Origin of the sequence: Streptomyces katrae, from assembly GCF_000717655.1 — a bacterium.
Taxonomy (GTDB): Bacteria; Actinomycetota; Actinomycetes; order Streptomycetales; family Streptomycetaceae; genus Streptomyces; species Streptomyces katrae_B.
Genome location: NZ_JNZY01000012.1, coordinates 1 through 24102, shown reverse-complemented (window position 1 = coordinate 24102; position 24102 = coordinate 1). Strand labels below are relative to the sequence as shown.

Genomic DNA, 24102 nt, shown 5'->3' with positions numbered 1-24102 from the left:
GTTCAGGCCGGGGGGAGTTCGCCCGAGCCGCGGGGGATCAGGCGGGTCGGGAGTTCGATCCGGGCCGGGGAGAGGGCGGCGCCGGCGAGGCGTTGGAACAGGCGGTCGGTCGCCACCCGGCCCAGGGCCGCCGCGTCCTGGGCGACCACCGTCACGCCGGGGCGCAGCAGGTCGGCCAGCTCGAAGTCGTCGAACCCGACCAGGGCCACCGGCGGCCGATGCTCGGCCAGGACCCGGACCACCGTCACCGTCACCCGGTTGTTCCCCGCGAAGACCGCGGTGACGGGGTCGGGGCCCGCCAGCATCGCCCGGGCCGCCTCCCCGACGCGTTCCGGGGCCGTCGAGCCGAGGGAGACCCAGGGCTCGGCCACCGGCAGGCCCGCCTCCGCCATCGCCGCGCGGTAGCCCCGCAGGCGCTCCGTCGCCGTCTGGATGTGCGGCTGGTCCCCGATGAAGCCGATCCGGCGGTGGCCGCCCCCGATCAGGTGCGCCACCCCCTCGCGGGCGCCGCCGAAGCTGTCCGACAGCACCACGTCCGCGTCGATCCGGCCCGCCGGGCGGTCCACGAACACCGTCGCCACACCCGCCCGGATCTCCGGCTCCAGGTAGCGGTGGTCGTCCCCGGCCGGGATCACGATCAGCCCGTCCACCCGGCGCGCGCACAGCGCCAGCGCCAGCTCCCGCTCCCGGTCGGGGTCCTGGGCGCTCGACCCGTTGATGAGCAGCGCCCCATGGGCCCGGGCCACCTCCTCCACCGCCCGGTTCAGCGGCCCGTAGAAGGGGTCCGCGAGGTCCTCCAGAACCAGCCCCACGGTGGCCGTACGTCCCTTGCGCAGCACGCGCGCGCTGTCGTTGCGGCGGAACCCGAGCGCTTCGATGGCCTCCTGGACCCGCCGCACCGTGTCCGGGGTGACCCCCGACTCGCCGTTGACCACCCGCGACACCGTCTTCAGGCCCACACCGGCCCGGGCCGCCACGTCCTTCATGGTCGGCCGGTTGCCGTAGCGGGGGTCGGACGGGCGGCGGGTCTGCGGCACGGGACGGAATCCTCCGGAAGCGGCGGGTACGGCTCTGACCTTGAGGATAAGCACTGGGCCGGGGAGCGGGTTTCCGTGGCAGGGTGATGCGGGCAAGCCACTGGGGGCTCCGGACGAGCCATGCGGAGAGGGGTAGACGTGATTGTCTGGATCAACGGCACATTCAGCGCCGGGAAGACCAGCACGGCCCGCGAACTGACCGGGATCCTGCCCGACAGCACCCTGTACGACCCGGAGCTCGTCGGGGACGCACTACGCCAACTGCTGCCGCGCAAGCGCCTCGCGGAGGTCTCCGACTACCAGGACCTGCCGAGCTGGCGGCGCCTGGTGGTGGACACGGCCGCGGCGATGCTCGCTGAGCTGGGCGGGGTGCTGGTCGTGCCGATGACGCTGCTGCGGCAGGAGTACCGGGACGAGATCTTCGGCGGGCTCGCGGCGCGCCGGATACCGGTGCGGCATGTGCTTCTCGCCCCGGAGGAAACGATCCTGCGGGAGCGGATCGCGACGCGGGAGGAGCCGGGCGACCCGGCGGACGTGGACCTGCGGGTCCGGCAATGGGCGTACGACCACATACCCGCCTACCAGCAGGCACTGGCCGGCTGGCTCGCGGCGGACGCGCACGTCATCGACAACGGGGCCCTGACCGTACGGGAGACGGCGGAGCGGATCGCCGAAGCCGTACGCACGGACGCGGCCCGGGTCTGCGACATCGTGCAGACGCCGGAGCCGACGCGGGAGACGGTGGCCGCGGGGGTGCTGCTCTTCGACGACGAGGACCGTGTGCTGCTGGTGGATCCGACGTACAAGCCGGGCTGGGAGTTCCCGGGCGGCGTGGTGGAGGCGGGCGAGGCGCCGGGGTGCGCGGGGGTGCGGGAGGTCGCGGAGGAGCTGGGCCTGACGCTGGGCGCCGTACCGGGGTTGCTCGTCGTGGACTGGGAGCCGCCGGTGCCTCCGGCGTACGGGGGGCTGCGGCTGCTGTTCGACGGGGGCCGCCTCCCGGCTGCCGCCGCGGCCGGGCTCCGGCTGCCGGGGCCGGAGCTGCGGGCCTGGCGGTTCGTGACGGAGGCGGAGGCGGAGGGGCTGCTGCCGCCGGTCCGGTACGAACGCCTCCGCTGGGCCCTGCGGGCCCGCGAGCGAGGACGCCCCCTGTACCTGGAGGCGGGCCGCCCCACGCCGTAGCCGGCGCCGCGACTGCCGCCCTGCAGACCTGCGGCCCGGTCGGCGCCCGGCCGCGGCGGCCGCACGGCACTGCTGCCGCTGCGCGGGGCTTTCGGTCTCCTCCCCGCCCCGCCCTTCTCCCGTTCACCGGGCTCTGCCCGGACCCGCTGCCGAGCTGCCGCGGCACACGGGACCCGGGCCGCCGGCACCTCGAACGCCGGAGGGGCCGGGAGCTTGGCTCCCGACCCCTCCGGGCGGATCCAGCCCCGCCGGCGGGGGAGGCGCGGGGTCCGGGCGAGCCCGGACTACGGGAAGACCGGCTCCGACTCCGTGGCCGTGAGGAGGGTGGCCGCCGTGTCCTCGGTCAGCGGGTCGCCGTGGCCGAAGCAGGCCACCGACGGGGACAGCGCCGCGAGGCGGCGGAAGGAGGCCTGGGCCCCGTCACGGTCCACGTTCATGACGCCCAGGATCACCTGGCCCACCCCCGCGATGCAGTCGCCCGCGAACAGCACGCCGTGGCGCGGCAGGTGGATGCCGATGCTGCCCGGCGTGTGGCCCGGGGCGTGGACCACCACAGCGCCGCCGCCGAACGGGAGCACCTCGCCGTCCTCGACCTCGCGGTCGACCCGAGTCGGCGGCGCCTCGGGGACCGTCAGCCCCTTCTCGTACAGCGGGACCTCCCAGTCCAGCAGGACCGGCTCCGGCACCGGGAGCTCGCCCCGGATCACCGGAGCCTCCAGCCGGTGCGCCACCACCTCCGCGCCCCAGCGGGCGGCGAGTTCGTCCGCGGCGCCGACGTGGTCGCGGTGGCAGTGCGTCAGCACGATCCGCTCCAGCCGCTCCGGGCTCAGCCCGAGGGAGCGGACGGCCTCCTCGATCGCCGCCGCGGATCCGGCGTGGCCGGAGTCGATCAGGGTCAGGGCTTCGCCGTCGCACCACAGGTACGCCTGACCGATCGGGAAGCGGAGCATGTGGAGCCGCTGCGGGAGTACCTCTACGAGATCCATGCTCCGAACGTACGTGCACCGACTCCGCCCCCGGCACGCCTTTCACCAGGAGCGGAGTTCGCCCTCAGCGCAGGTCAGCCGCGCTTGGACTGCGCGTAGTTGACCAGGAACAGGGCCTCCGCGACCGAGAGGCGTTCCAGCTCCTCCGGCGAGACGCTCTCGTTCACCGCGTGGATCTGCGCCTCCGGCTCGCTCAGCCCGATCAGCAGCATCTCCGCCTCCGGGTAGAGCGTGGTCAGCGTGTTGCACAGCGGAATCGATCCGCCCATGCCCGCGACCTGCATCTCCTGGCCCGGGTACGCCACCTGCATGGCCGCCGCCATCGACGCGTACGCCGGGCTGCTCGTGTCCGCCTGGAACGGCTGGCCCTGGCCCACGACCTCGAGTTCGAGGCGCGCCTGCCACGGGGTGTGCGCCACCAGGTGCGCCTCCAGCAGCTTGATGGCCTCGGCCGTGTCCACGCCCGGCGGCACGCGCAGGCTGATCAGCGCGCCTGCACTCGCGTGCACCGACGGGGTGGCGCCGACCACCGGCGGGCAGTCGATGCCGAGCACCGTGACGGCCGGGCGGGCCCACAGCCGGTCCGCGATCGTGCCCTCGCCGATCAGCTCGACCCCGTCCAGCACCCTCGCATCGGCGCGGAAGTCCGCCTCCGGGTACTGCAGGCCCTCCCAGACCGCGTCCGAGGCCAGACCGTCCACCGTGGTCGAACCGTCCGCGGCGCGCAGCGAGTCCAGCAGCCGGATCAGCGCGGCCAGCGCGTCGGGGGCGACGCCGCCGAACATGCCGGAGTGCAGGTTCCCGCCGAGGGTGTCGATCTTCACCTTGATCAGGGTCATGCCGCGCAGGGTGGCCGTCACCGTCGGCAGGCCGAGCCGGAAGTTGCCCGCGTCGCCGATGACGATCGTGTCGGCGGTCAGCAGCTCCGGGTGTGCCTCTGCGTACTGCTGCAGACCGCCGGTGCCCTGCTCCTCCGAGCCCTCGACGATCACCTTCACGCTCACCGGCACACCACCGTTGGCCTTCAGCGCGCGCAGCGCCAGCAGGTGCATGATGAACCCGCCCTTGCAGTCCGCGGCGCCGCGCCCGTACCAGCGGCCGTCGCGCTCGGTCAGCTCGAAGGCGGGGGAGACCCAGGCGGCGTCGTCGAGCGGCGGCTGCACGTCGTAGTGCGCGTACAGGAGGACGGTCGGCGCACCCTCGGGGCCGGGCAGGAAGCCGTACACCGACTGGGTGCCGTCCGGGGTGTCCAGCAGGGACACGTTCTGGAAGCCCTCGGCGCGCAGCGCGTCGGCCACCCAGTTCGCCGCGCCCTCGCTCTCGCTCCGGGGGAACTGCGCCCAGTCCGCCACCGACTGGAAGGCCACCAGCTCGGTCAGCTCCTGCTTGGCGCGGGGCATCAGCGAGGCGATGGTCTCGGCGATCGGATTCTGGGACATGGGCACGCTCCTCTTGGGTGCGACGTTGTGTACGTGTACGCCGGCCGCATCCGCGTCGTGGGCGTATGCGGGGTACGTCGAAAGTCAGTCCCGATCCTCGCACAGCAGGACGGGGCGGACTCGCGCCGTAGGATTTGCCTGCATCGGAGCAACCGCATGATCAGGAGCATCAGCACATCGTGAGCAGCGACGACAGCACCGTCGGGGGACCCGACTCAGCAGCAGGGCAGGCCGCTCAGGGGGCGGGGGACGCGATGGCCGGGAGCGCCGGCGGAACCGGCGAGGTGTGGGACGTGGTCGTGGTCGGGGCCGGACCGGCCGGCGCCTCGGCCGCGTTCGCGGCGGCAACGGCCGGGCGGCGCGTACTGCTGCTGGAGAAGGCCGAACTGCCCCGCTACAAGACCTGCGGCGGCGGGATCATCGGTCCTTCGCGCGACGCCCTCCCGCCCGGTTTCGTCCTGCCGTTCAAGGACCGCATCCACGCGGTCACCTTCTCACTGAACGGGAAGCTGACCCGGACCCGCCGTTCGCGGCAGATGCTGTTCGGGCTCATCAACCGGCCCGAGTTCGACGCCGCTCTGGTCGCCGAGGCCGAGAAGGCCGGAGCCACCGTCCGTACGGGTACCGCCGTCGCGCGGGTCGAGCAGCACGGGGCGGCCGTGCCCGACCGGCGCACGGTCGCCGTGGTGCTCGCCGACGGGGAGACCGTCCTGGCGCGCGCGGTGGTCGGCGCCGACGGCAGTGCGAGCCGCATCGGCGCGCACGTCGGGGTCGAGATGGACCAGGTGGACCTCGGCCTCGAGGCGGAGATCCCGGTCCCGGAGACGGTCGCCGAGGACTGGAAGGGGCGGGTGCTCCTCGACTGGGGCCCGCTGCCCGGCAGTTACGGCTGGGTCTTCCCCAAGGGCGACACCCTCACCGTCGGGGTCATCTCGGCGAAGGGCGACGGCGCCGCGACCAAGCGGTACCTGGAGGACTTCATCGCCCGTCTCGGACTCGCCGGCTTCGAGCCCGCCGTCTCGTCCGGGCACCTGACCCGCTGCCGCAAGCCCGATTCGCCGCTCTCGCGCGGCCGGGTACTGGTCGCGGGGGACGCGGCCGGGCTGCTGGAGCCGTGGACCCGGGAAGGCATCTCCTTCGCGCTGCGCTCGGGCCGGCTGGCCGGGGAGTGGGCCGTGAAGATCTCCGAGGCGCAGGACGCGGTGGACGCGCGCCGCCAGGCCCTCAACTACGCGTTCGCGATCAAGGCCGGACTGGGCGTGGAGATGAGCGTCGGCAAGCGGATGCTGACCGCCTTCGAAGCCCGGCCGGGGCTGATGCACGCGGCGATCACCGGCTTCCGCCCGGCATGGACGGCCTTCGCCCGGATCACCCGGGGTGCGACGACGCTGCCCGACCTGGTGCGGACGTACCCGATGGCCCGCAAGGCGCTGCACGTCCTGGACGGCAGGCAGGCGCGGAACCGGGGGCAGGGGCAGCCGGAGCAGGAGAGGGAACAGGCCTAGGGTTCCGGGCCCGGGGGCGGCCCCGGGGGCGGCCTGGGGGCCGGGCCTCTTCGGGGCCGGTGTGTGGACGAGGGTGGCGGTCTTGCCGGGGGTGCGGGCAAGGCCGCCGCTGCTTTGGTGCCGGGTGCCGGGTGCCGGGTGCGGGATGCCGGATGCGGGGCGGCGGCGCGGGGTGCGCCCTGCCCGTCAGTTCGACATGGTGATCCGGAAGACCGGGTGGTCGCCGGCCGCCGCCTGGAGCTCCGCGTCGGAGGAGTCCGCGCTCACGCCCTGGAAGAACCGGTTGACCTCCCAGCCCCACTTCGCCAGATAGGCGCGCAGCACGGCGGCCTTCTGCACCGGGTCGGTGAGCTCGGTGACCGTGAAGGTGCGCACCTTGCGGCCCACGCGGAGCTCGCCGCCGCCCGCCACCCGCATGTTGCGGACCCACTGGGAGTGGCCGCGCGCCGACACCAGGTACTGCTCGCCCTCGTACGTGTGCGGGTTGACCGGGATCCGCTGCATCTTGCCGGACTTGCGGCCGCGCACCGACAGCTCGGCCGAACCGGCCAGGGAGATGCCGAGCCGGGCCAGCTTCCCGAAGAGGGAGTTGAAGCGGGTGGCGAGCGGGCCGGCCTGGACGTAGTACGGGTGGGGGGTGGGCGCGTTCATGACTGTCTCCGAGGCTACTGGGAGAGCGGTGCTCTCGCTTGAGATCAGTGTGCACGGATCGCTGCACCAAAGCAAGAGCAGCGCTCTCGAAATGGAGCAGTGACCCCAATTTTGGGCACTGCTCTTTCCCCGTGGCACACTGCTCGCATGAGTACCGTGCGCGGGGCCCGGGAGCGGGCCCGTATCGAGGTCACCGCCGCCATCAAGGACGAGGCGCGCCGCATGCTGGCGGCCGAGGGCGCCGCCAAACTCTCGCTGCGTGCCGTGGCCCGCGAGCTGGGCATGGTCTCCTCGGCCCTCTACCGCTACTTCCCCAGCCGCGACGAGCTCCTCACCGCCCTCATCGTCGACGCCTACGACAGCATCGGCGCCGCCGCAGAGCAGGCCGACGCCCGCACCCTCGCCGACGGCGCCCCGCCCCGCGAGCGCTGGACCGCCGTCTGCGAGGCCGTCCGCGGCTGGGCGCTGGAGCACCCGCACGAGTACTCCCTCATCTACGGCTCCCCGGTCCCCGGCTACAGCGCTCCCATGGACACCGTCGGCCCCGCCTCCCGCGTCGGCAACACCTTCCTCGGCATCGTCCGCGCCGCCCATGCCGGCCGCGGCCTCGCCCTCCCGCCGCTGCCCGCCGACCTGCGCCCCGAAGCCGTCCGGATGACCGCGGACTTCGCCGAAGGGCTGCCGCCCGAGGTCACCGCCGCCCTGGTCGCCGCCTGGGCGCAGCTGATCGGACTCGTCTCCTTCGAGCTGTTCGGCCAGTTCAACCGGGTCGTCGAGGACCGAGCGACCTTCTTCACCCACGCCGCGGGCCAACTGGCCCACGGGGTGGGGCTGCCCGCCGCATGACGGGCTCACATGATGAGGTGACAGATCGCTTGTCTGTTCCTCCTGTCAATGCGGGTGGTTCACCCTTCACCGATCGGGCGCCGGTCTAGTGTTCGTCGGGTCGTGCTCCTGCCCCCGCCCATCGCCGGAGGAACAGCCATGGCCCGCGCCGTGAAGGCCCTCTACGCCGTTCTGATCACCTCCTTACTGGCCGCCCCGGCGCCCGCCGTGACCGCCTCGGCCGGCACGGGAGACGTGGCGGCGGCCGAGGACGCCGCACCGGTCCCCAGACCCCGGATAGCCGGCGTGCGGGGCCTGGAGATCGCCGTCCCCGCATACGCATGGGCCGGCGACCCCATGCTCGGCGACCTCGTCGCCACCACACCCGCCGCCTCCGTGGTCGTCCTCAACCCCGGCAACGGGGACGCCCCCTTCGACGCACCCTGGCAGGCCCGCGCCGACGCGCTGCGGGCCGGGACCACAGCCACCGGCGAGCAGACCAAGGTCCTCGGCTACGTCCACACCGACCACGGCAACCGCGACATCGCCGCCGTCAAGGCCTCCGTCGACAACTACCTCAAGACCCGCGACGGCCGCCTGCACGTGGACGGCATCTTCTTCGACGTGGTCAGCCGCGACTGCGGCCCCGGCAATGCCACCCGCGACCACTACGCGCAGCTGCGCGCGTACGTGCAGGACACCATGAACGCCGCCGACCCCACCGCAGCGGACCTGGTGGTCGACAACCCCGGCACCGCCATCGCCGACTGCTACCTGGAACCGGGCCACCGCACCGCGGACGTCTTCGTCACCTACGAGGACACCTACGCCGCCTACACGGAAGGCGGCTGGCTCGGCGGGAACGTCTTCGGCGCGTCGGGCGGCTACCGCCCCGGCACGGAACTCGACCCGACCGGCACCGCGTTCTGGCACCTCGTCCACGCCGTCCCGGACGCCGCCGCCATGCGCACCACCCTGCGTACGGCGTTCGACCGCGCCGCCGGCTACGCGTACGCGACCGGCACGCTCATGCCGAACCCCTGGGACGAGTCGCCGAGTTGGAAGTTCCGCAGTCAGACCGCGTACGCCGCCACCGTGGGCTGAACGCGTCGCCGTCGGGCCAACGGCGGACTTTCGGCGGTGCCGTGGGCCCGGCGCGATTCCGTAGGGTCGCGGGCTTGAGGGCAATGATCGACGAATCACCGTGACCCGCACGCGTCCCGGCGGCGGCCCTGGCTGTTCGGCACCGTGGCCGCGGCCCGCGTCGCCGCGGGCACAAACAGCGGCTGGTGGCTGACACCCGAGGCGGGCTGGCTGCACGTTCCTCGTCGGGGGGCGCCCCGGCCGGGCGCGGAACCCGGCGCTGGCGCTGGCTGTGGTGGTGGCGGCCGCCATCGTGGCCGGGGCCCGGTACCGGCCTGGCTCGGATGGGCGAGCCCGTCGACGGGCCCGGCGGCGGCCGTGGTGCCGTGGTGCGCGGGCCGGTTCCTGCGCCGCCAGTACCGCGAGCTGGTACGCGCCGGGTGGGAGCGAGCGGGCCTGCCGCGCGAGCACCGGGCCGCCCCACGCGACATCCGGGCCCGCGCGCGCGGCCGTGGACCGGATCGGGCAGGGCCCCGGCCCCCGCCGCAGCCGCCGCGCCCGCCCTCACGGCCCGCCGGCCCCCTCCGTACCGCATGAGTGGGTCCATGGCGCCGACGGCAGGGATCCCGTCGGCCGGGCACTCCCGCCGAACGGCGGGCCGCACCTCCGGCGATCGTCAGGGGTTGCGCAGCCCGCCCGGCCATGATCCAGCCGTGGTCCGGGCACGACCCGAACGCGACGGTCAGCGCCCGTCGTTCTCCGGGCGGCGGGCGAAGCGCCACAGCACCCGGGTGACCCGGAGCAGGAACACCGCCGCAGCCGGCCCCCCGCCCGCCAGGGTCAGGACGGCATCGGTGGTGGGGGAGACGTCGAAGACCAGGGCGGGGCCGTACACCGCCCCGAACACGAGGGCGGCCGCGAGGCCCGCGCTGACGAAGGCGTAGCCGATCTCTACCGTGATCGCGTCGCGGTCCGCCCGGGTCCGTCTCTCCATGCACGCAGTGTCACAGCCCGTACCGTACGGTCACAAGAGCGCCGCAGGCTTCCGCTCAGCCGATGCCGGCCGTCTCGGCCCACTGCCGCGCCAGCGCCTCGTCCCCGGTCACCCCGGGGCCCAGCAGCGGGAGCCGGTTCCACAGGGCCTCGTACAGCCACGAGGCCTCGCCGGTCACCTCGCAGTCCGCCGGGTCGCCCGTGTCGCCCGACACCGTACGGGGCGGCTCCGCCGACAGGTGTACGGTCCACGCCGCGCCCGTGTCGGCGGCGCGGATCCGCAGCACCCGCGGCTCCCCGGTCCGCATCCGGCTGCGCGGCCGCGCATGGAAGCCGGTCAGCAGTTCGTCCACCCCGTCCTCGGCGAACTCCGGCGCCAGCGGTGCGAAGGGCACCCCGAGCGCCGCCTCCGCGTCCATCCGGTGCACGGCCGTCTCGTGCGCCTGCCGGCGCGCCCAGAACGCCAGCGGCGACGGCGCGGCCGTCGGCAGGAAGGTCCAGCACTGCACATCGGCCGGAGCCTCGGTCAGCGTCGAGACCAAGGCCTCGTGCGCCTCCCGGTACCAGGCCACCAGCTCGGAGCCGACCAGCTCGGGGGCGTCCGGGAACGGGCCCGGCTCCACGACCGCGTCCCTGACGTACCCGGCGGCCCACCGGTGCACCGCACCCGTGTGCCTCAGCAGATCGGAAACCCGCCACCCCGGACACGTCGGCACCGGGGCGTCCGTACCCGCCCGTTCGGCCGTGTCGGCGAGCAACTCGCCTTCCCGCACAAGGGCCTCGACATACTCTGTGATCTTCATGCGGGCAGTCTCCCACCGACCGGTGACAATGGGGCCATGGACGGGGAACCCGGGGAACTCTTCCCGCGCGAGCGGACCGAGATCGCCCCCGGCGCCGTGCACGTGCCCGACTGGCTCGCGCCCGAGCGCCAGCGGGAGCTGCTCGAGGCCTGCCGCGCCTGGGCGCGCCCGCCCGCCGGGCTGCGCACCGTACGGACACCCGGCGGCGGGACGATGACCGCCCGCCAGGTGTGCCTCGGACTGCACTGGTATCCGTACGGGTACGCCCGCACCGCGGTGGACGGCGACGGGGCCCCGGTCAAGCCGATGCCCCGCTGGCTCGCGGAACTGGGGCGCGAGGCGGTGACCGCGGCGTACGGCCCGCCGGAGCCGGCCGGGACCGGGGACGGGGCCAGAGCCGGAACCGGAACCGGCGAGGCGTACGACATCGCGCTGATCAACTTCTACGACGGCGACTCCCGCATGGGCATGCACCGCGACGCCGAGGAGAAGTCCGGGGCGCCGGTCGTCTCCCTCAGCCTCGGCGATACGTGTGTCTTCCGCTTCGGCAACACCGCCTCCCGCGGGCGCCCCTACCAGGACGTGCCGCTGCGCAGCGGCGATCTGTTCGTCTTCGGCGGCCCGGCCCGGCTGGCCTATCACGGGGTGCCGAAGGTCCTGCCCGGCACCGCCCCGCCCTGGCTCGGGCTGGCCGGGCGGCTGAACATCACCCTGCGGGTCGGCGGGCTGGGGACACCCCCCGACTGACCGGCGGCGCCGCGCACACCGCCGATCATGCGAGGATCGCTGTCATGAACGGCAACGGGGCCCCGCCGCGGGTGGGGGAGAGGACCAAGCTGGAGCGGGGCCGCGGCGCCCTCGGTCCTGCGCTGGAGCTCGTCCACACGGGCCGGGCCCCGACCCGCGCCGTCCTGACGGCCGAGCTCGGTGTCACCCGCGCCACCGCCGGGGCCGTCGCCGCCGAGCTGGAGGCGCTCGGCCTGATCCGCGTGGACTCCCGCCCGGGCGGTGCGGGCGGCACCCAGGGCCGCCCCTCGCACCGGCTGTCCATCGACGAGAACGGCCCCGTGGCGCTGGCCGCGCAGGTGCACCCCGACGGGTTCCGGGCCGCGCTGGTCGGCCTCGGCGGCCGGATCGTGGCCACCGCCCCGGGCAAGGTCACCGTCTCCGCCGACCCGGCGCAGGTGCTGGGCGCGGTCGTCGAGGCGGGCGCGGCGCTCCTCGCCGAGACCGGCCGCCGCTGCATCGGTGCGGGCCTCGCGGTCCCGTCGGCGGTCGCGGAGCCGGACGGTACGGCGCTCAACCCGCTGCACCTGGCCTGGCCGGCCGGGTCTCCCGTACGGGCCGTGTTCGCGCAGTGCGTGAAGGCGGCCGGGATCGACGGCCCGGCGCTGACCGGGAACGACGTCAATCTGGCCGCGCTCGCCGAGCACCGGCACGGCGCGGGCCGCAGCGCCCAGCACCTGCTGTGCGTGGCCACGGGCCACCGCGGGGTGGGCGGCGCGCTGGTGCTGGACGGCCGCCTGCACAGCGGGAGTTCGGGCCTGGCCCTGGAGGTCGGCCACCTCACCGTCAACCCGGAGGGGCGGCCCTGCCACTGCGGCGGCCGCGGCTGCCTGGACGTGGAGGCGGACCCGCTGGCCTTCCTGACCGCGGCGGGCCGCACCCCGGGCCCGGAGGTGTCGCTGCTCCAGCAGGCCCGCGACCTGCTGCGCGAGGAGTACGCGGAGCCTGCGGTACGGGCGGCCGCCGAAGAGCTCATCGACCGGCTGGGCCTGGGCCTCGCGGGGCTGGTGAACATCCTGAACCCGGACCGGATCATCCTGGGCGGCCTGCACCGGGAGCTGCTGCACGCCGACCCGGAGCGGCTGCGCGCGGTCGTCGCGGACCGCAGCCTGTGGGGCCGCAGCGGGGGAGTACCGATCCTGCCGTGCACCCTGGACCACAACAGCCTGGTCGGCGCGGCGGAACTGGCGTGGCAGCCGGTGCTGGACGACCCGCTCGGGACCCTGGGGGCCGCAGCCTAGGCCGTCCTCACCGGCCTCGCCACTGGGCCGGGGTCACCGCCGGGCCGGCCTCGCCACTGGGCCGGGGTCACCGCCGGGCCGGCCTCGCCACTGGGCCGGGCTCGTCGCCGGGCCGGCGAGCGGCCGCCGGCGCCCGGGCGGCGTTGGTGCTGCCGGGGCGCGGGATGCGGCGGCGGAACCCTCACCCGGGCCTGGCGCCGACCGACGCCGCCACCGACATGCCCGTCGGAACGGCGCCCGGGTCCACGGCGACGACCACCGCCGGCACGGGTTCTCGTACGGGTTTGAAGCCGTTTCCGATCGGACGCTGCTGCGCCGATGCCGCCGGGGCGGCGCGGAGCGAGAACCACACCACCTTGCCGGGGCTGTCGGCCTGGTTCCGCGCGCCCCAGGCCTCGCTGACCGCCGCGACCAGCGCGAGCCCGCGTCCGCAGGTCTCCAGGGCGTCCGCGGCCGCCTCCCGCAGGACGGGAAGCCGCGGATCGCTGTCGTACACCGAGACCGTGAGCCGCCCCAGCCGCAGCTCGATCTCGACCGTGCAGGTCTTGTCCGGCTGCGCATGGCGGTGGACGTTGCTGAGCAGCTCGGTCACGCCCAGCGCAGCCCGGTCTATGAGCGGATCGAGCTGCCAGTGGCGCAGTTGCGCCGAAACGATCCTTCGGATCTGCCCGATCCGGGACGGCAAGGCCTGCAGTTCCACGACGCAGTGCCTGCGTGAATGACTGATCACGGCTGCGACTCCCCGACATGAGTGTTACGGGTGCTGCACCCTCAGTAATGCTCCACCAGGGTCACCCACGGTGCCCGTGTATGCAACCGAACGCGATCGAAAGCGATCCGCATAGATACCCAAAGGGACTGTTTGTGCAGGTGAGGGAGGTACATTGCGAAAGCAGGGGGCGAAGAAACGCACGAAGGAGCAAGGCGCATGAGCACCACCCGTACCTCCGGTACGACGGCTACGACGATCGACGTCGACCGCAGCGACGCGGACTACCGCGCCTGGCTGAAGGAAGCCGTCCGCAAGGTCCAGGCCGACGCCAACCGCTCCGCGGACACCCACCTCCTGCGCTTCCCGCTCCCCGAGGAGTGGGGCATAGACCTCTACCTCAAGGACGAGTCCACGCACCCGACGGGCTCCCTCAAGCACCGCCTCGCGCGCTCGCTGTTCCTCTACGCGCTGTGCAACGGCTGGATCCGGCCGGGCCGGCCGGTCATCGAGGCCTCGTCCGGCTCGACCGCCGTCTCCGAGGCGTACTTCGCCAAGCTCATCGGCGTTCCGTTCATCGCCGTCATGCCGCGCACGACGAGCCCGGAGAAGTGCCGCCTCATCGAATTCCACGGCGGGGAATGCCACTTCGTGGACGACTCGATGAAGATGTACGAGGAGTCGGCGGAGCTCGCCGCCCGAACGGGCGGGCACTACATGGACCAGTTCACGTACGCGGAGCGGGCGACGGACTGGCGCGGCAACAACAACATTGCAGAATCGATTTACCAGCAGCTGCGGTTGGAGCGTTACCCCGAGCCCGCGTGGATCGTGGCGACCGCCGGCACCGGCGGCACCTCCGCGACCATCGCGCGCTACGTCCACTACATGCAGCACGACACCCGCGTCTGCGTCCCGGACCCCGAGAACTCCTGCTTCTTCGACGGCTGGACCGGCAACGACCCGCACGCGAGCAGCGATTGCGGCTCGCGCATCGAGGGCATCGGCCGGCCGCGGATGGAGCCGAGTTTCGTGCCGGGCGCGATCGACCGGATGATGAAGGTGCCGGACGCGGCGAGCGTCGCCGCGTGCCGGGCGCTGGAGCAGGCCATCGGGCGCAAGGCGGGGGGCTCGACGGGGACGGGCGTGTGGAGCGCGCTGAAGATCATCTCGGAGATGGTGGCCGAGGGGCGCAAGGGCAGCGTGGTCACGCTGCTGTGCGACCCGGGCGACCGCTACCTGGACAAGTACTACTCGGACGAGTGGCTGGCCTCGCAGGGCCTGGACATCGCCCCGTACGCGCAGACTCTCGAGGCACTGCTGGCGACGGGCGTCTGGCAGGAGCCGACGGCCTGACCGGCGGGAGCCGCCCGGTGCCCGGGCCGGCGGCGTGTCATGCGGCGTGTCATGTGCCGCGTCATGCGCCGCCGGTCGGGCGCTGCGACGACAGGCGGGCGTCCAGGGCCCGGACCGCCGAGCGGAACGAGTGGCCCAGCCCCGGCCGGGCACCGGTGAGGGCGAGCCGGAAGAGCACCGGGCCGTCGGCGGCGAAGGTCCAGCGCACCTGGGTGCCCGATCCCGACTCGGCGGGGGCGAGCCGCCACTCCTCCAACAGGGCCCGGACCCCGGGGGCGTTGGTCTCGTCGACCCGGTACGCGTAGCGCCGTTCCGGATCCGCCGCCATGATCGTCTCCTGGAAGCGGGTTCCGCCCACCAGGCGGACCTCCCGGCCCGCATCCCCGTGCGTCGGCCGGGCCAGCGTCACTGCCTTGAACCAGCGCGGCCAGCCCTCGACTTCCTCGGCCAGGGCCCGGTACACGGCCTCGGGCGCTGCCGCCGTCCGCGCGGCGAAGCTCAGGCGGACCGGGGCGTCCTCGATGAAGTCCAGCCCCACCGGGCGGAGTCGGCGTGCCATGGGGTGCCTCCTGGAGGTGGGCAGCGGAACGTACGTGCGCATCTGGTGCGCGTACCATAGCTGGCGCCCCGTCAGATGTCCGCTGAAGGTCCGGTCTTCCGGCAGGAGCACCGCTCGGAGGGGGCCTAGGCACGGGGTCCGTGACGCGGGATGCTGTTGCTGCGCTGATCCCGCCCCGCTAGCGGAGGCCGCCGTGCCGGACATCCCCAAGCCCCCGCATCCCCTGGCCCTCGAACTCCTCACACCCCCGCATCCCCTGGCCCTCGAACTCCGTGTGCACGGAGTCCACGGCGCACCCCCCGACGAGCTGCTCGGCGACCCGCGCACCGTCCGGATCACCGGGGACTCGACCGCCGCAGTGTTCCGCCGCGCCGCGGACGCCGACGCCGAGGACCACCCCGAGTGGTACGCCGGCCGGCCCGTGGTCGAGGCCTACTGCTGGTCCCGGCTCACCTCCGGCAACGGCGCCCGCGCCCTGTGGCTGCTGCTCCTGCCCTTCATGGTGGTCAACCTCGCCCACTGGGCCCGGCCGGCCGCGCCCGCCACCGGTCCGGCGCCGCGCGGGGTGCGGACGTACGGGGTCCTCGTACGGGTCCTCGCCCTCAGCCTCACCCTGCTGCTGATCGCAGCCGCCTGCGAGGTCTCGCTCGACCTCCTGGCCTGGCAGTGCGCGGGCTCCACCCACTGCACCGGCTCCCGTTCCTGGCCCGCGTTCCTCGAACCCGGCGGCTGGTGGGGCCAGCCCGGGCGGCGGCTCGTCCTCGGCGCGCTGGTCCCGGCCGCGCTGACCGGGCTGCTGTGGTTCCTGTCGAACCGCACGTGGAGCGCGTACGAGACCCAGCCGCCGCCCGCGGGCACGGCCGTACCCCCGGCCGCCGCGGGCAGTTCGCCCGCGCTCGGCCGGCCCGGCTTCTGGTACGGGCGGCGCATCGTGGCCCGGCTGCGCGCCGCGCACACCGCCGCCGGGCTGCTCACCGTCGCCGCCGCCGTCGCCGTGCCCACCGCCCGCTACGACCGCCGCGCCGGCACCCCCGCCCTCGAGGCCCTCGGCTGGGCCCTGGAGGTGCTGCTCGCCGGCGGGGCCGTCGCCGTCGCCTGGGTCGTCTGCCGGCGCGGCCGCACCGAGGCCCGCGCCGACCACCGCCTCGACCGGGCCGCCGTCACCCTCCTGCCCGGCTCCGCCCTCGCGCTGCTCGCCGCCGTGCTGCTGTACGCCGGCTGGTCCCGCCCCCGGTGGACCTCCGCCGGGCGGCTCCCCGGCGACTTCGCCTTCGGCACGCTCATGCTCGGCCAGGGCTGCTGCGTCCTGCTCCTCGCCGTCGTCGCCGCTCGCCTGTACCGGTCGGCCCCCGACCCGGCGACCGCCCTGTACGGCCTCGGCGGCCCCGCCATCGCCATGCTCGGCTGCGCCCTCGGCGGGGTCATGTCCGGCGGTGTCGCCCAGCGGGTCGCCGACTGGCTGGACGGAGCCGGGGCCCCCGGGCCGGGCGGGGCTCCGCTGCCCGCGCCGCCCGTGCTGCTGTCCTGGCAGGCCGCCGTACTGCCCCCGCTGCTCCTCGTACTGGCCCTGGTCGCCGCCTGGTTCGCGGTGAGCGGGATCCGCCTTCGGCGCGGGCTCGCCGCCGGGGTGGCCGCCGAGTACCCGGGGGAGCCGCCCGACGAGGACCGCAGCCGCCGGATCGCCGGGGCCCGGGCCGCCGCCGCGCTCACCGATTCCGCGCCCTGGTTCGTCGCCGCCGTATCCGGGATCACCCTGCTGCTCGGCGCGGGCGCCCTCGCCGGAGCCTGGATCAGCGGCCGGGTCCCGGGCGAGGCCGCCCGCGGCGCCCACCCGCTGCTGGAGACCGCCGCCCGCGCCGCACAGGACGCCGGGTCCTGGCTCATAGGGCTCGGCTTCGTCCTGTTCGTCACCTGGGGCCGCCGCGCCTACCGGGACCCCGCCGCCCGCCGCACCATCGGCGTGCTGTGGGACGTCGGCACCTTCTGGCCGCGCGCCGCCCACCCGTTCGCGCCGCCCTGCTACGCCGAGCGCGCCGTCCCCGACCTGACCTGGCGGATGACCGGCTGGACCGGCCGCACCGGCGGCCGCCTGGTGATCTCCGGTCACTCCCAGGGGAGCGTCCTCGCGGCGGCCGCCGTCTGGCAGCTGCCGCCGCAGGTCCGCCGCCGGGTCGCCCTCCTCACGTACGGCTCCCCGCTGCGACGGCTCTACGGACGCTGGTTCCCGGCGTACTTCGGCCCCGGCCCGCTCCGCGCGCTGCACGGCGACGTCGACTGCTGGCGCAACCTCTGGCGCGCCACCGACCCGATCGGCGGCCCCGTCCTCGCAGCCGCCCGCGACACCACGGGCCCGGCTGCCCCGGCGGACCCGGGAAGCCCGGCCGCCCCGGCCGGCTCGGTGGACCGCGGGCCGCTCGCCGACCCGCTCGCCTACGGGCGCAGCGCCCGCCACCCGCTGCCCGCGCCGATCCTCGGCCACTTCGACTACCAGGCCGACCCCGCCTTCGCCGCCGAACGCGACGCCCTCCTCGCCCGTTTGGCGGGACCCGCCCGCCGCGCCCGATCGGCGGGGCCGGCCCCGAGCGGCGACACACCCGCCGTGCCGGCCCCCAGGGTCAGCAAGGAGCCGGCAGAGCCGGAAGATCCGCCGGGAACAGCAGGGTGAGCTCGTCCGTGCCCGGATCCGACAGCTGCGCCACCCGGCCCGCATGCCGCTCGACCATCGACTCGAAGGTCTGGCGGGCCGTGCGGCCGTTGCCGAACGCCGGGCCCTTCGGAAGCTCCGTGAAGTACGTCAGCAGTGCCTCGGCCGTGCCCTCGCCGAGCCGGTACTCGTGCTCCTCCGCCTGCTGCTCCACGATCCGCAGCAGCTCCTGCGGACCGTAGTCGCCGAAGGTGATGGTCCGGGAGAACCGCGAGGTCACACCCGGATTGACGGTCAGGAACCGGTCCATCTCCGCCGTGTACCCGGCGACGATCACCACGACCGCGTCCCGATGGTCCTCCATCAGCTTCACGAGGGTGTCGATCGCCTCGCGCCCGAAGTCCCGGCCCGAGTCCTCCGGTGCCAGCGCGTACGCCTCGTCGATGAACAGCACCCCGCCGCGCGCCCGCTCGAAGGCCTCCTGCGTACGGATCGCCGTGGAGCCGATGTGCTCGCCGACCAGGTCCACGCGGGACACCTCGACCAGGTGGCCGCGCTCCAGCACCCCGAGGGAGGCGAGGATCTCGCCGTAGAGCCGGGCCACCGTCGTCTTGCCGGTGCCGGGGGAGCCGGTGAACACCAGATGGCGGCGCACCGAGGCGGCCTTGAGGCCCGCCTGCTGCCGTCGCCGGCCCACCTCGATCATGTCGGTGAGCGCCCGCACCTCGCGCTTGACGCTCTCCAGGCCCACCAGTGCATCGAGCTGGCCCAGCACCTCGCCGGAGCCGCGCGCCGCCGACGACCCCCGGTCCGCGTCCTCCACCGGGCGCGGAGCGGGCACCTGCGCCGCCTGCGCCGCAGGGCCCTGGACCGCGCCGACCGTACGGATGCCCGCGCGCTCACCGGTGAGGGCCCCGGCCGCGGCCGACTGGGCCGCGAGCCGCGACCCGGACTCGTCGCTCGTGCACTCCTCGGCGAGGGGGCCGTCCTCCGAGAACTCGTAGCCGCTGCGCGCGCAGCGCTCGGTGTGGCAGCGGGTCAGCGTGGTGCGGCAGCCGTCGATGACGTGGAAGCCGAAGCCGGAGCTGCCCGTCACCCGGCAGGAGTGGAAGCTTCCGCGGCCGCCCGCCGACACGTAGAACCCCGCCTCGGACGGGGAGCTCACCGTGCACCGCTCCAGCGCGGGGTCGGCGCCCTTGGTGACGATCACCCCTGTCTGGACCGCGTCGATGGTGCAGTTGGCGAGGGTGCCGCCGCTGCCGTGGTCGCGGAACCAGGCCCCGGTCGCAGCCTCCCGGATCCGGCAGTCGTCGACCTGTGCGGTCGCCCCGTCGCTCACCGAGACGGCCGTGTTGCGCACCTGGGACAGGTCGCTGTCCACGACGTCGGCGCGCGAGCCCCGGTCCAGCACGAACACCGCGTCCGGCACGTCGTGCACGCGGCAGGAGTTCAGCGAGGCGGTGGCCCCGTCGCTGATCCACACCGCCGGGTAGTCGCCCGTGCTGTCATGGATCTCGCAGGACTCGGCGTCCACCCGGGTACCCGGATCCCATACCGACAGACCGTTGCGGCCGAACCGGCGGACGGTGGTGCGGCTGAGCGTGAGCACCGAACGGGAGCGCAGGTCCACCGCGTTCTCCGGGATGTCGTGGATGTCGCAGCCGGCGAGGGTGAGCACCGCGTCCGTGTCGAGGGTGACCCCGTCCGTCGCGGTGCGGTGCACCGCGCAGTCGGTGAGCCGGGCCACCGCACGCGCGGCGATCTGCACACCGGTGCCCTTGATCTCGTACACCTCGCAGCCCAGCGCCTCCAGCCCCGAACCCTCGCCGGTGACCGCGATGCCCGCGCCCGACGCATGGTGGATCCGGCAGCGCTCCAGACGCGGATGCCCGCCGCCGCGGACGGAGACCCCGGCCTGCCCGGAGGCCACCACCTCGCACTCCTCGAACACCCCGCCGCCACCGTCCAGCACGGCGATCCCGACGCCCGTCGGGTTCTCCACCGTGCACCGCCGCACCAGGGGGCGGGCCCCGCCGCGCACCTCGATGCCGGCCGCCGACCGGGTGCTCACCCGCAGATCGGTGAGCTCGGGGGAGCCCTCCTCGACGAGCAGCGCGGGCGCCGCCCGGTCCTGCCCTTCCAGGTGCAGGTCCTGGACGACGGCCGAGGCGCGCACCGTCAGCGCGACCCCGTCGAGCGGGGCGATCCGTACCGAACCCACCGAGCCCTCCGGCCCGCGCAGGGTGACGGCATGGTGGAGCACCAGGTTCTCCCGGTAGGTGCCGGGAGCGATGGACAGCACGTCCCCGTCGCCCGCGACGGCGAGCGCGGCGGCCAGCGTCGGATACTCACCGGAGCGGCGCCGCCACCGCGAAGACCCGCCGTGCGTCACCTGGACCGTGCCCTGTGCCATGGTGCTGTCGTTCCCCCGCCCTCGTACTCGCGCTGTCGAAGCGACCGAAACCACCACCGCCGCCCACCGTCGTGGCGACGACCGACCCCGGCCGCTCCACCGTAGCGCGCGCGGAGCCGGTGAGATGCCAGGTCAGCTGCCCGCGCCCGCCCGGCCCCAGTCCGGTCCCGCCGCCGCCCAGGCACGGTCCAGGCGTACGTACCGCCGATGCATGAGCCTTCGTACGACGAGCCGCCGGACCGTCTCCACCAGCGCGGCCGCGCCGACGGCCGCCGCCAGGCCCACCACCGCAGCGTGGGCACTCGCCGAGGACGCGTCGAGGGGACGCCCCACGAGCCGGCCCTGCGTATCGGTCCATATCCGGAACCGGTCCCCGGCCCGCGGCGGTTCCTCCGCGGCCGGCACCGTGCCCTGGTGGCTGCTGCCGTCGGGCGCCGTCCACGACGCCACGATCTGCGTGCGCTGGGGGGACTGCCGCTGCGTCGACGCATCGGCGCTCGCCCCTGCACCCGATGCCGGCTCGGCGGCCGGCCGGACCACCACCGCCGGGACGAGGTACCGCTCCTGCCGCTGTTCACGCGCGGCCCGCTGCAGCGTGCCGTCCACCTCCAGGCCCGCGACCGTGCCGACGGCCGGAGCCACCAGCAGGACGCACACCAGCGCGGCGAACGCCAGCCACGCCTCGAAGAGATCCGTCGGCCGGCGCAACGGATTGCGCCGCCAACGCCACACACCCATGGCTGTCCACACGGTCCGGCACCCCCTTTGCCTCCGTCTGCCTGCGGTCCAAGCCTCCCGCATGCCCCGGCAACGCGCATTCCGGGACGCGCGGCAGTCGTGTCACCCGATCCGGTGCACGAAGTCACGGAAGCCGAAGCCGATCTTCCGTACCTTCCTGCCACACCTGTCGAATGCACCAACGGCCCGCCCACGGTGCTTGGTTCCAGCGTTCCCCCAGAGCCCCTCGAAGGTGTCATTCCGAGGGGCCGCCGCACGCTCACTCCAGGACGCGGACCTCGTCGCCGACCCGCACCGTGCCCACCCGCACCGGAACCAGCTGCCGCCCGAACGCCAGCGACTTGCCGATCCGCCGGTGCCGGCCCAAGGTCTTGAGCGGCTCCTTGCCGCGCTCGGCCGTCGCCTGGTCGGTGGTCGTGACGATGCACCGCCCGCACTCCCGGGCCCCGCGGAAGACGGCGTCGCCGATCGCGATGCGCCGCCAGCCGTCCTCCGCCCACGCCTCGGCGCCGGCGACCACCACACTCGGGCGGAAACGGTTCATCGGCAGCGGACCCTCCTCGGGATGGTCCCCCTGCGCGATCAGCGCGTTGAGCGCGTCCAGCGACGCGAGGGTCACGAGCAGCACCGGATAGCCGTCGGCGAGGCTCACCGTCTCGCCCGGTAGCGCGTACTCCGGGTCAACGGGCCGCCGGACGGCAGGATCGTCCAGGTGCACCAGCCGCGCCGGCACCCCCAGGTAGGCGCTGAACCAGTCGGCCGCGGCGCTCGCGGCGAGCACGGTCTCGACCTTCTTGCCGAACAGGACCACCGGCTCCAGCGGACCCGGCTGCGGCACCTCCACGACCAGCTCGGCCATGCCCGGTGCCGAGAGCGCGACGGCGCCGCCCCCCAGCGGACGCGCCGCGGCCAACGCCAGCCGGGGCTGCTGGCGTTGGGTGATGACCGTGCCCTCGGTGTCGACGAGTGCCCACCGCCGGTCCCCGGACAGACCCCAGGGCTCCACGACCACCTCGTCGGGAGCTGTCCCCGCTACCGACTTGACGGGATGGACGTGGAGCGCCTGGACATACAAATTCGCCATGGGAGCATCCTGCCAGGAGCTCCCACGCGCGCCCCGACGAGCGTCGGCGGGCCCGTCAGTAGCCACGCCCCTGGTACGGGCGGCCGTACGGGTCCTCGTACGAGGCGGCCGGAACCGGAGCCGGAACCGGAACCTGCATCGGGCGCGGTGCGGCCGGACGCATCGCCTCGTACCCGGTGCCCGTGGCCACCGGTCGCGGCTGCTGCGGCTGCGCCTGCTGCATGTACCCCGCGCGGGCCACGACGGGCTGCTGCTGCGGGATGTACGGGGCGGGCGCGTTCTGCAGCGGCATCGGCGCGGGCGCCTGCTGCTGGTACGGGTACCCGTACGCAGGGGCTTGCTGCTGCTGGGGCATGGCCGGGGGCAGCGCGGGCAAGGACGAGGCGAGGGCCGGGAGGTACCCACCGCTCGAATAGCCGGCGCTCGGGGAGTCGTACGCGGCCGGAACGCGGATCGGGGCGATCTGCGGGGTGCCGCGTTCGGCGACGAGGGAGTCGTAGATGGGGGTGTCCGGGAAGGAGGGCGCGGAGTAGTAACCGCCGCCATAAGTGGAGCGGGGGGAGGTCATGGGACCTAAGTTAAGCCCACGACTTCACCGGGTCCATAGCGAGGTGTGACGAACACCGCCCTGACCTGCATATTCGCAGGTCAGAGCCACACCCCTCACTTCTCGTTCATGTGCACGTTTTCGCCACTTGCGCCCCGGGTTGCTCCTACTCGTACTCACCGGTTGGGTGTTGCACCGACTTGCTGCTGACGCAGCGTCACAATTCGGTGACCTGGGATGACATCGACACGGAGGGCGGTTCGCCGTTTCAGGCATCACTCGGACGGGCATAGGTGCGGCCCTTCCAGGCCGCGCCCCGGCCCCGGTAGTGCTGGACGGCCGAGTCGACGGTCATCAGGAGGTACAGGAGCGCCGTGAGCGGAAGCAGTGGAGCCAGCACGGCCGGCTGGCGGTAGTAGCGCAGCATCGGCAGATAGGTACCGGCCATCAGCAGCCAGGCGAGAGCACCGGCCCAGGCGGTGGCGACCCGCCCGGTCGCCAGACCTGCGAGGAAGGCGACCGGGGGGACGAGATAGACGAGCACGAGCCCCGCCACCGTCCCGGCCAGCAGCAGCGGACGGTGGCGCAGTTGTGCGTACGCACTGCGCGAGATCATCCGCCACAGGTCCGCGAGCGCCGGGTACGGGCGCACGCTGTCCACCCGCTCCGCGAGCCCCAGCCAGATCCGGCCGCCCGAGCGCCGCACGGCACGGGCGAGGGAGACGTCGTCGATGACGGCCTGCCGGATCGACTCCGGCACGCCCGCCCGTACGGCGGCCTCGGTGCGCAGCAGGACGCAGCCGCCGGCCGCGGCGGCGGTCCGGCCGGCCGGGCGGTTGATCCGGCGGAAGGGGTAGAGCTGGGCGAAGAAGTACACGAAAGCCGGTACGACGAGCCGCTCCCAGAGGCTGACGACACGCAGGCGGGCCATCAGCGAGACGAGGTCGAGCCCGGCGGTCGTCGCGGCCGCGACCAGCTCGCGCAGGCTGTCGGGCTCGTGCGCGATGTCGGCGTCGGTGAGGAGCAGGTACTCGGGCTCGGTGGCACGGGAGGTCCGGGCGAGCGCGATGCCGTGCCGCAGCGCCCACAGCTTCCCGGTCCAGCCGGGTTCCGGCTCGCCGGGGGAGACGACGGTGAGGGGCAGCCCGGGCTGCTCCCGGGCCAGCCGCAGGGCGAGGGCGCCGGTGCCGTCGGTACTGCCGTCGTCGACCAGGATGACCTCGGCTTCGCCGGGATAGTCCTGGGCGAGGAGCGAGGGCAGGCTGCAGGGCAGCACCCCGGCCTCGTCCCGGGCCGGGACGACGATGGCGACGGAGGGCCAGCGGGCGGGAGCGCTGCGCGGCGGTAGCCGCACGTCGGTCCGCCAGAACATGCCCTGGGCGAACGTGAGCCAGATCCAGACGACGAGGGACGCGCAGGCGGCGCAGAGAAGGCCCATGCGGGCAGTCTGCCGAACCCCGCGGGGCGTGTCCCGCATTCGGGCGCGGGCGGGGGTGGCGGGTTCCGCACTCGGCGGTGGGAGGG

The 24102-nt window shown here is 74.2% G+C and carries 21 protein-coding genes; 8 read left to right on the top strand and 13 right to left on the bottom strand.

Translation table 11 applies throughout. The features are described from left to right. Nucleotides 1–2 precede the first annotated feature (2 nt). Nucleotides 3–1037, bottom strand: a complete 1035-nt coding sequence (locus IF09_RS0117360; protein ID WP_030296672.1) for a LacI family DNA-binding transcriptional regulator — start codon at nt 1035–1037, stop codon at nt 3–5. Between the two features lie 138 nt (nt 1038–1175). On the opposite strand from IF09_RS0117360, the gene IF09_RS0117355 reads away from it, so the two are divergent. After that, a complete protein-coding gene (locus IF09_RS0117355; RefSeq protein ID WP_030296670.1) occupies nt 1176–2216 on the top strand; it encodes an NUDIX hydrolase in 1041 nt (346 codons plus the stop codon). 284 nt (nt 2217–2500) lie between these two features. Here IF09_RS0117355 and IF09_RS0117350 read toward each other — a convergent pair whose 3' ends face one another. Next, nucleotides 2501–3202, bottom strand: coding sequence for an MBL fold metallo-hydrolase (locus IF09_RS0117350; RefSeq protein WP_030296669.1), 702 nt, complete (start codon nt 3200–3202; stop codon nt 2501–2503). A gap of 74 nt (nt 3203–3276) precedes the next feature. Then, nucleotides 3277–4641 (bottom strand): dipeptidase, encoded by a 1365-nt coding sequence (locus IF09_RS0117345; RefSeq protein WP_030296667.1) that lies wholly within the window; start codon nt 4639–4641, stop codon nt 3277–3279. 254 nt (nt 4642–4895) lie between these two features. Here IF09_RS0117345 and IF09_RS0117340 point away from each other — a divergent pair, with 254 nt between their 5' ends. Then, on the top strand, nt 4896–6146 hold the full coding sequence (locus IF09_RS0117340) for a geranylgeranyl reductase family protein (RefSeq protein ID WP_037635224.1): 1251 nt from the start codon (nt 4896–4898) through the stop codon (nt 6144–6146). A 186-nt stretch (nt 6147–6332) separates the two neighbouring features. Here IF09_RS0117340 and IF09_RS0117335 read toward each other — a convergent pair whose 3' ends face one another. After that, nucleotides 6333–6797, bottom strand: coding sequence for a nitroreductase/quinone reductase family protein (locus IF09_RS0117335; RefSeq protein ID WP_030296663.1), 465 nt, complete (start codon nt 6795–6797; stop codon nt 6333–6335). A 147-nt stretch (nt 6798–6944) separates the two neighbouring features. Between IF09_RS0117335 and IF09_RS0117330 the strand changes: the two genes are divergently transcribed. Both IF09_RS0117330 and IF09_RS0117325 read left to right on the top strand, forming a co-directional pair. Then, the gene (locus tag IF09_RS0117330) at nt 6945–7643 is read left to right on the top strand and encodes a TetR/AcrR family transcriptional regulator (protein ID WP_030296661.1); all 699 of its coding nucleotides are present in this window, start codon (nt 6945–6947) and stop codon (nt 7641–7643) included. Nucleotides 7644–7781: 138 nt separating this feature from the next. Then, the gene (locus IF09_RS0117325; protein WP_078613306.1) at nt 7782–8726 is read left to right on the top strand and encodes a spherulation-specific family 4 protein; all 945 of its coding nucleotides are present in this window, start codon (nt 7782–7784) and stop codon (nt 8724–8726) included. A 721-nt stretch (nt 8727–9447) separates the two neighbouring features. Here IF09_RS0117325 and IF09_RS0117320 read toward each other — a convergent pair. Together IF09_RS0117320 and IF09_RS0117315 are read right to left on the bottom strand one after the other, a co-directional pair. Continuing rightward, nucleotides 9448–9699: a DUF6332 family protein gene (locus tag IF09_RS0117320; protein WP_030296657.1), complete on the bottom strand. Its 252-nt coding sequence runs from the start codon at nt 9697–9699 to the stop codon at nt 9448–9450. A 55-nt stretch (nt 9700–9754) separates the two neighbouring features. Continuing rightward, nucleotides 9755–10501 carry a maleylpyruvate isomerase family mycothiol-dependent enzyme gene (locus tag IF09_RS0117315; protein WP_030296655.1) on the bottom strand — a complete coding sequence of 249 codons (747 nt, stop codon included), beginning with the start codon at nt 10499–10501 and terminating at the stop codon, nt 9755–9757. 36 nt (nt 10502–10537) lie between these two features. On the opposite strand from IF09_RS0117315, the gene IF09_RS0117310 reads away from it, so the two are divergent. Beyond that, on the top strand, nt 10538–11248 hold the full coding sequence (locus IF09_RS0117310; RefSeq protein ID WP_030296654.1) for an alpha-ketoglutarate-dependent dioxygenase AlkB family protein: 711 nt from the start codon (nt 10538–10540) through the stop codon (nt 11246–11248). Between the two features lie 44 nt (nt 11249–11292). Beyond that, a complete protein-coding gene (locus tag IF09_RS0117305; protein ID WP_030296652.1) occupies nt 11293–12528 on the top strand; it encodes an ROK family protein in 1236 nt (411 codons plus the stop codon). Between the two features lie 181 nt (nt 12529–12709). Here the strand turns inward: IF09_RS0117305 and IF09_RS0117300 are convergent, their stop codons facing one another. Next, the gene (locus IF09_RS0117300; RefSeq protein ID WP_030296650.1) at nt 12710–13258 is read right to left on the bottom strand and encodes an ATP-binding protein; all 549 of its coding nucleotides are present in this window, start codon (nt 13256–13258) and stop codon (nt 12710–12712) included. 198 nt (nt 13259–13456) lie between these two features. Here IF09_RS0117300 and IF09_RS0117295 point away from each other — a divergent pair, with 198 nt between their 5' ends. Then, nucleotides 13457–14593, top strand: coding sequence for a PLP-dependent cysteine synthase family protein (locus tag IF09_RS0117295; RefSeq protein WP_030296648.1), 1137 nt, complete (start codon nt 13457–13459; stop codon nt 14591–14593). A gap of 61 nt (nt 14594–14654) precedes the next feature. Here the strand turns inward: IF09_RS0117295 and IF09_RS0117290 are convergent, their stop codons facing one another. Further along, nucleotides 14655–15152 carry an SRPBCC family protein gene (locus tag IF09_RS0117290; protein WP_030296646.1) on the bottom strand — a complete coding sequence of 166 codons (498 nt, stop codon included), beginning with the start codon at nt 15150–15152 and terminating at the stop codon, nt 14655–14657. Between the two features lie 202 nt (nt 15153–15354). On the opposite strand from IF09_RS0117290, the gene IF09_RS0117285 reads away from it, so the two are divergent. Then, a complete protein-coding gene (locus tag IF09_RS0117285) occupies nt 15355–17817 on the top strand; it encodes a hypothetical protein (protein ID WP_234321048.1) in 2463 nt (820 codons plus the stop codon). Here IF09_RS0117285 and IF09_RS0117280 read toward each other — a convergent pair. The 5 genes from IF09_RS0117280 to IF09_RS0117260 all read right to left on the bottom strand — a co-directional run bounded on the left by IF09_RS0117280 (nt 17768) and on the right by IF09_RS0117260 (nt 24016). After that, nucleotides 17768–20209 carry a right-handed parallel beta-helix repeat-containing protein gene (locus tag IF09_RS0117280; protein WP_030296642.1) on the bottom strand — a complete coding sequence of 814 codons (2442 nt, stop codon included), beginning with the start codon at nt 20207–20209 and terminating at the stop codon, nt 17768–17770. The genes IF09_RS0117285 and IF09_RS0117280 overlap by 50 nt on opposite strands. Nucleotides 20210–20341: 132 nt before the next feature. Then, complete coding sequence (locus tag IF09_RS0117275) at nt 20342–20947, bottom strand: hypothetical protein (protein ID WP_030296640.1); 606 nt, start codon at nt 20945–20947, stop codon at nt 20342–20344. A 259-nt stretch (nt 20948–21206) separates the two neighbouring features. Beyond that, a complete protein-coding gene (locus IF09_RS0117270) occupies nt 21207–22031 on the bottom strand; it encodes an MOSC domain-containing protein (RefSeq protein ID WP_030296638.1) in 825 nt (274 codons plus the stop codon). Between the two features lie 55 nt (nt 22032–22086). Further along, complete coding sequence (locus tag IF09_RS0117265; RefSeq protein ID WP_030296636.1) at nt 22087–22599, bottom strand: DUF6643 family protein; 513 nt, start codon at nt 22597–22599, stop codon at nt 22087–22089. 247 nt (nt 22600–22846) lie between these two features. Next, nucleotides 22847–24016, bottom strand: coding sequence for a glycosyltransferase (locus tag IF09_RS0117260; protein ID WP_030296634.1), 1170 nt, complete (start codon nt 24014–24016; stop codon nt 22847–22849). Nucleotides 24017–24102: the final 86 nt, after the last annotated feature.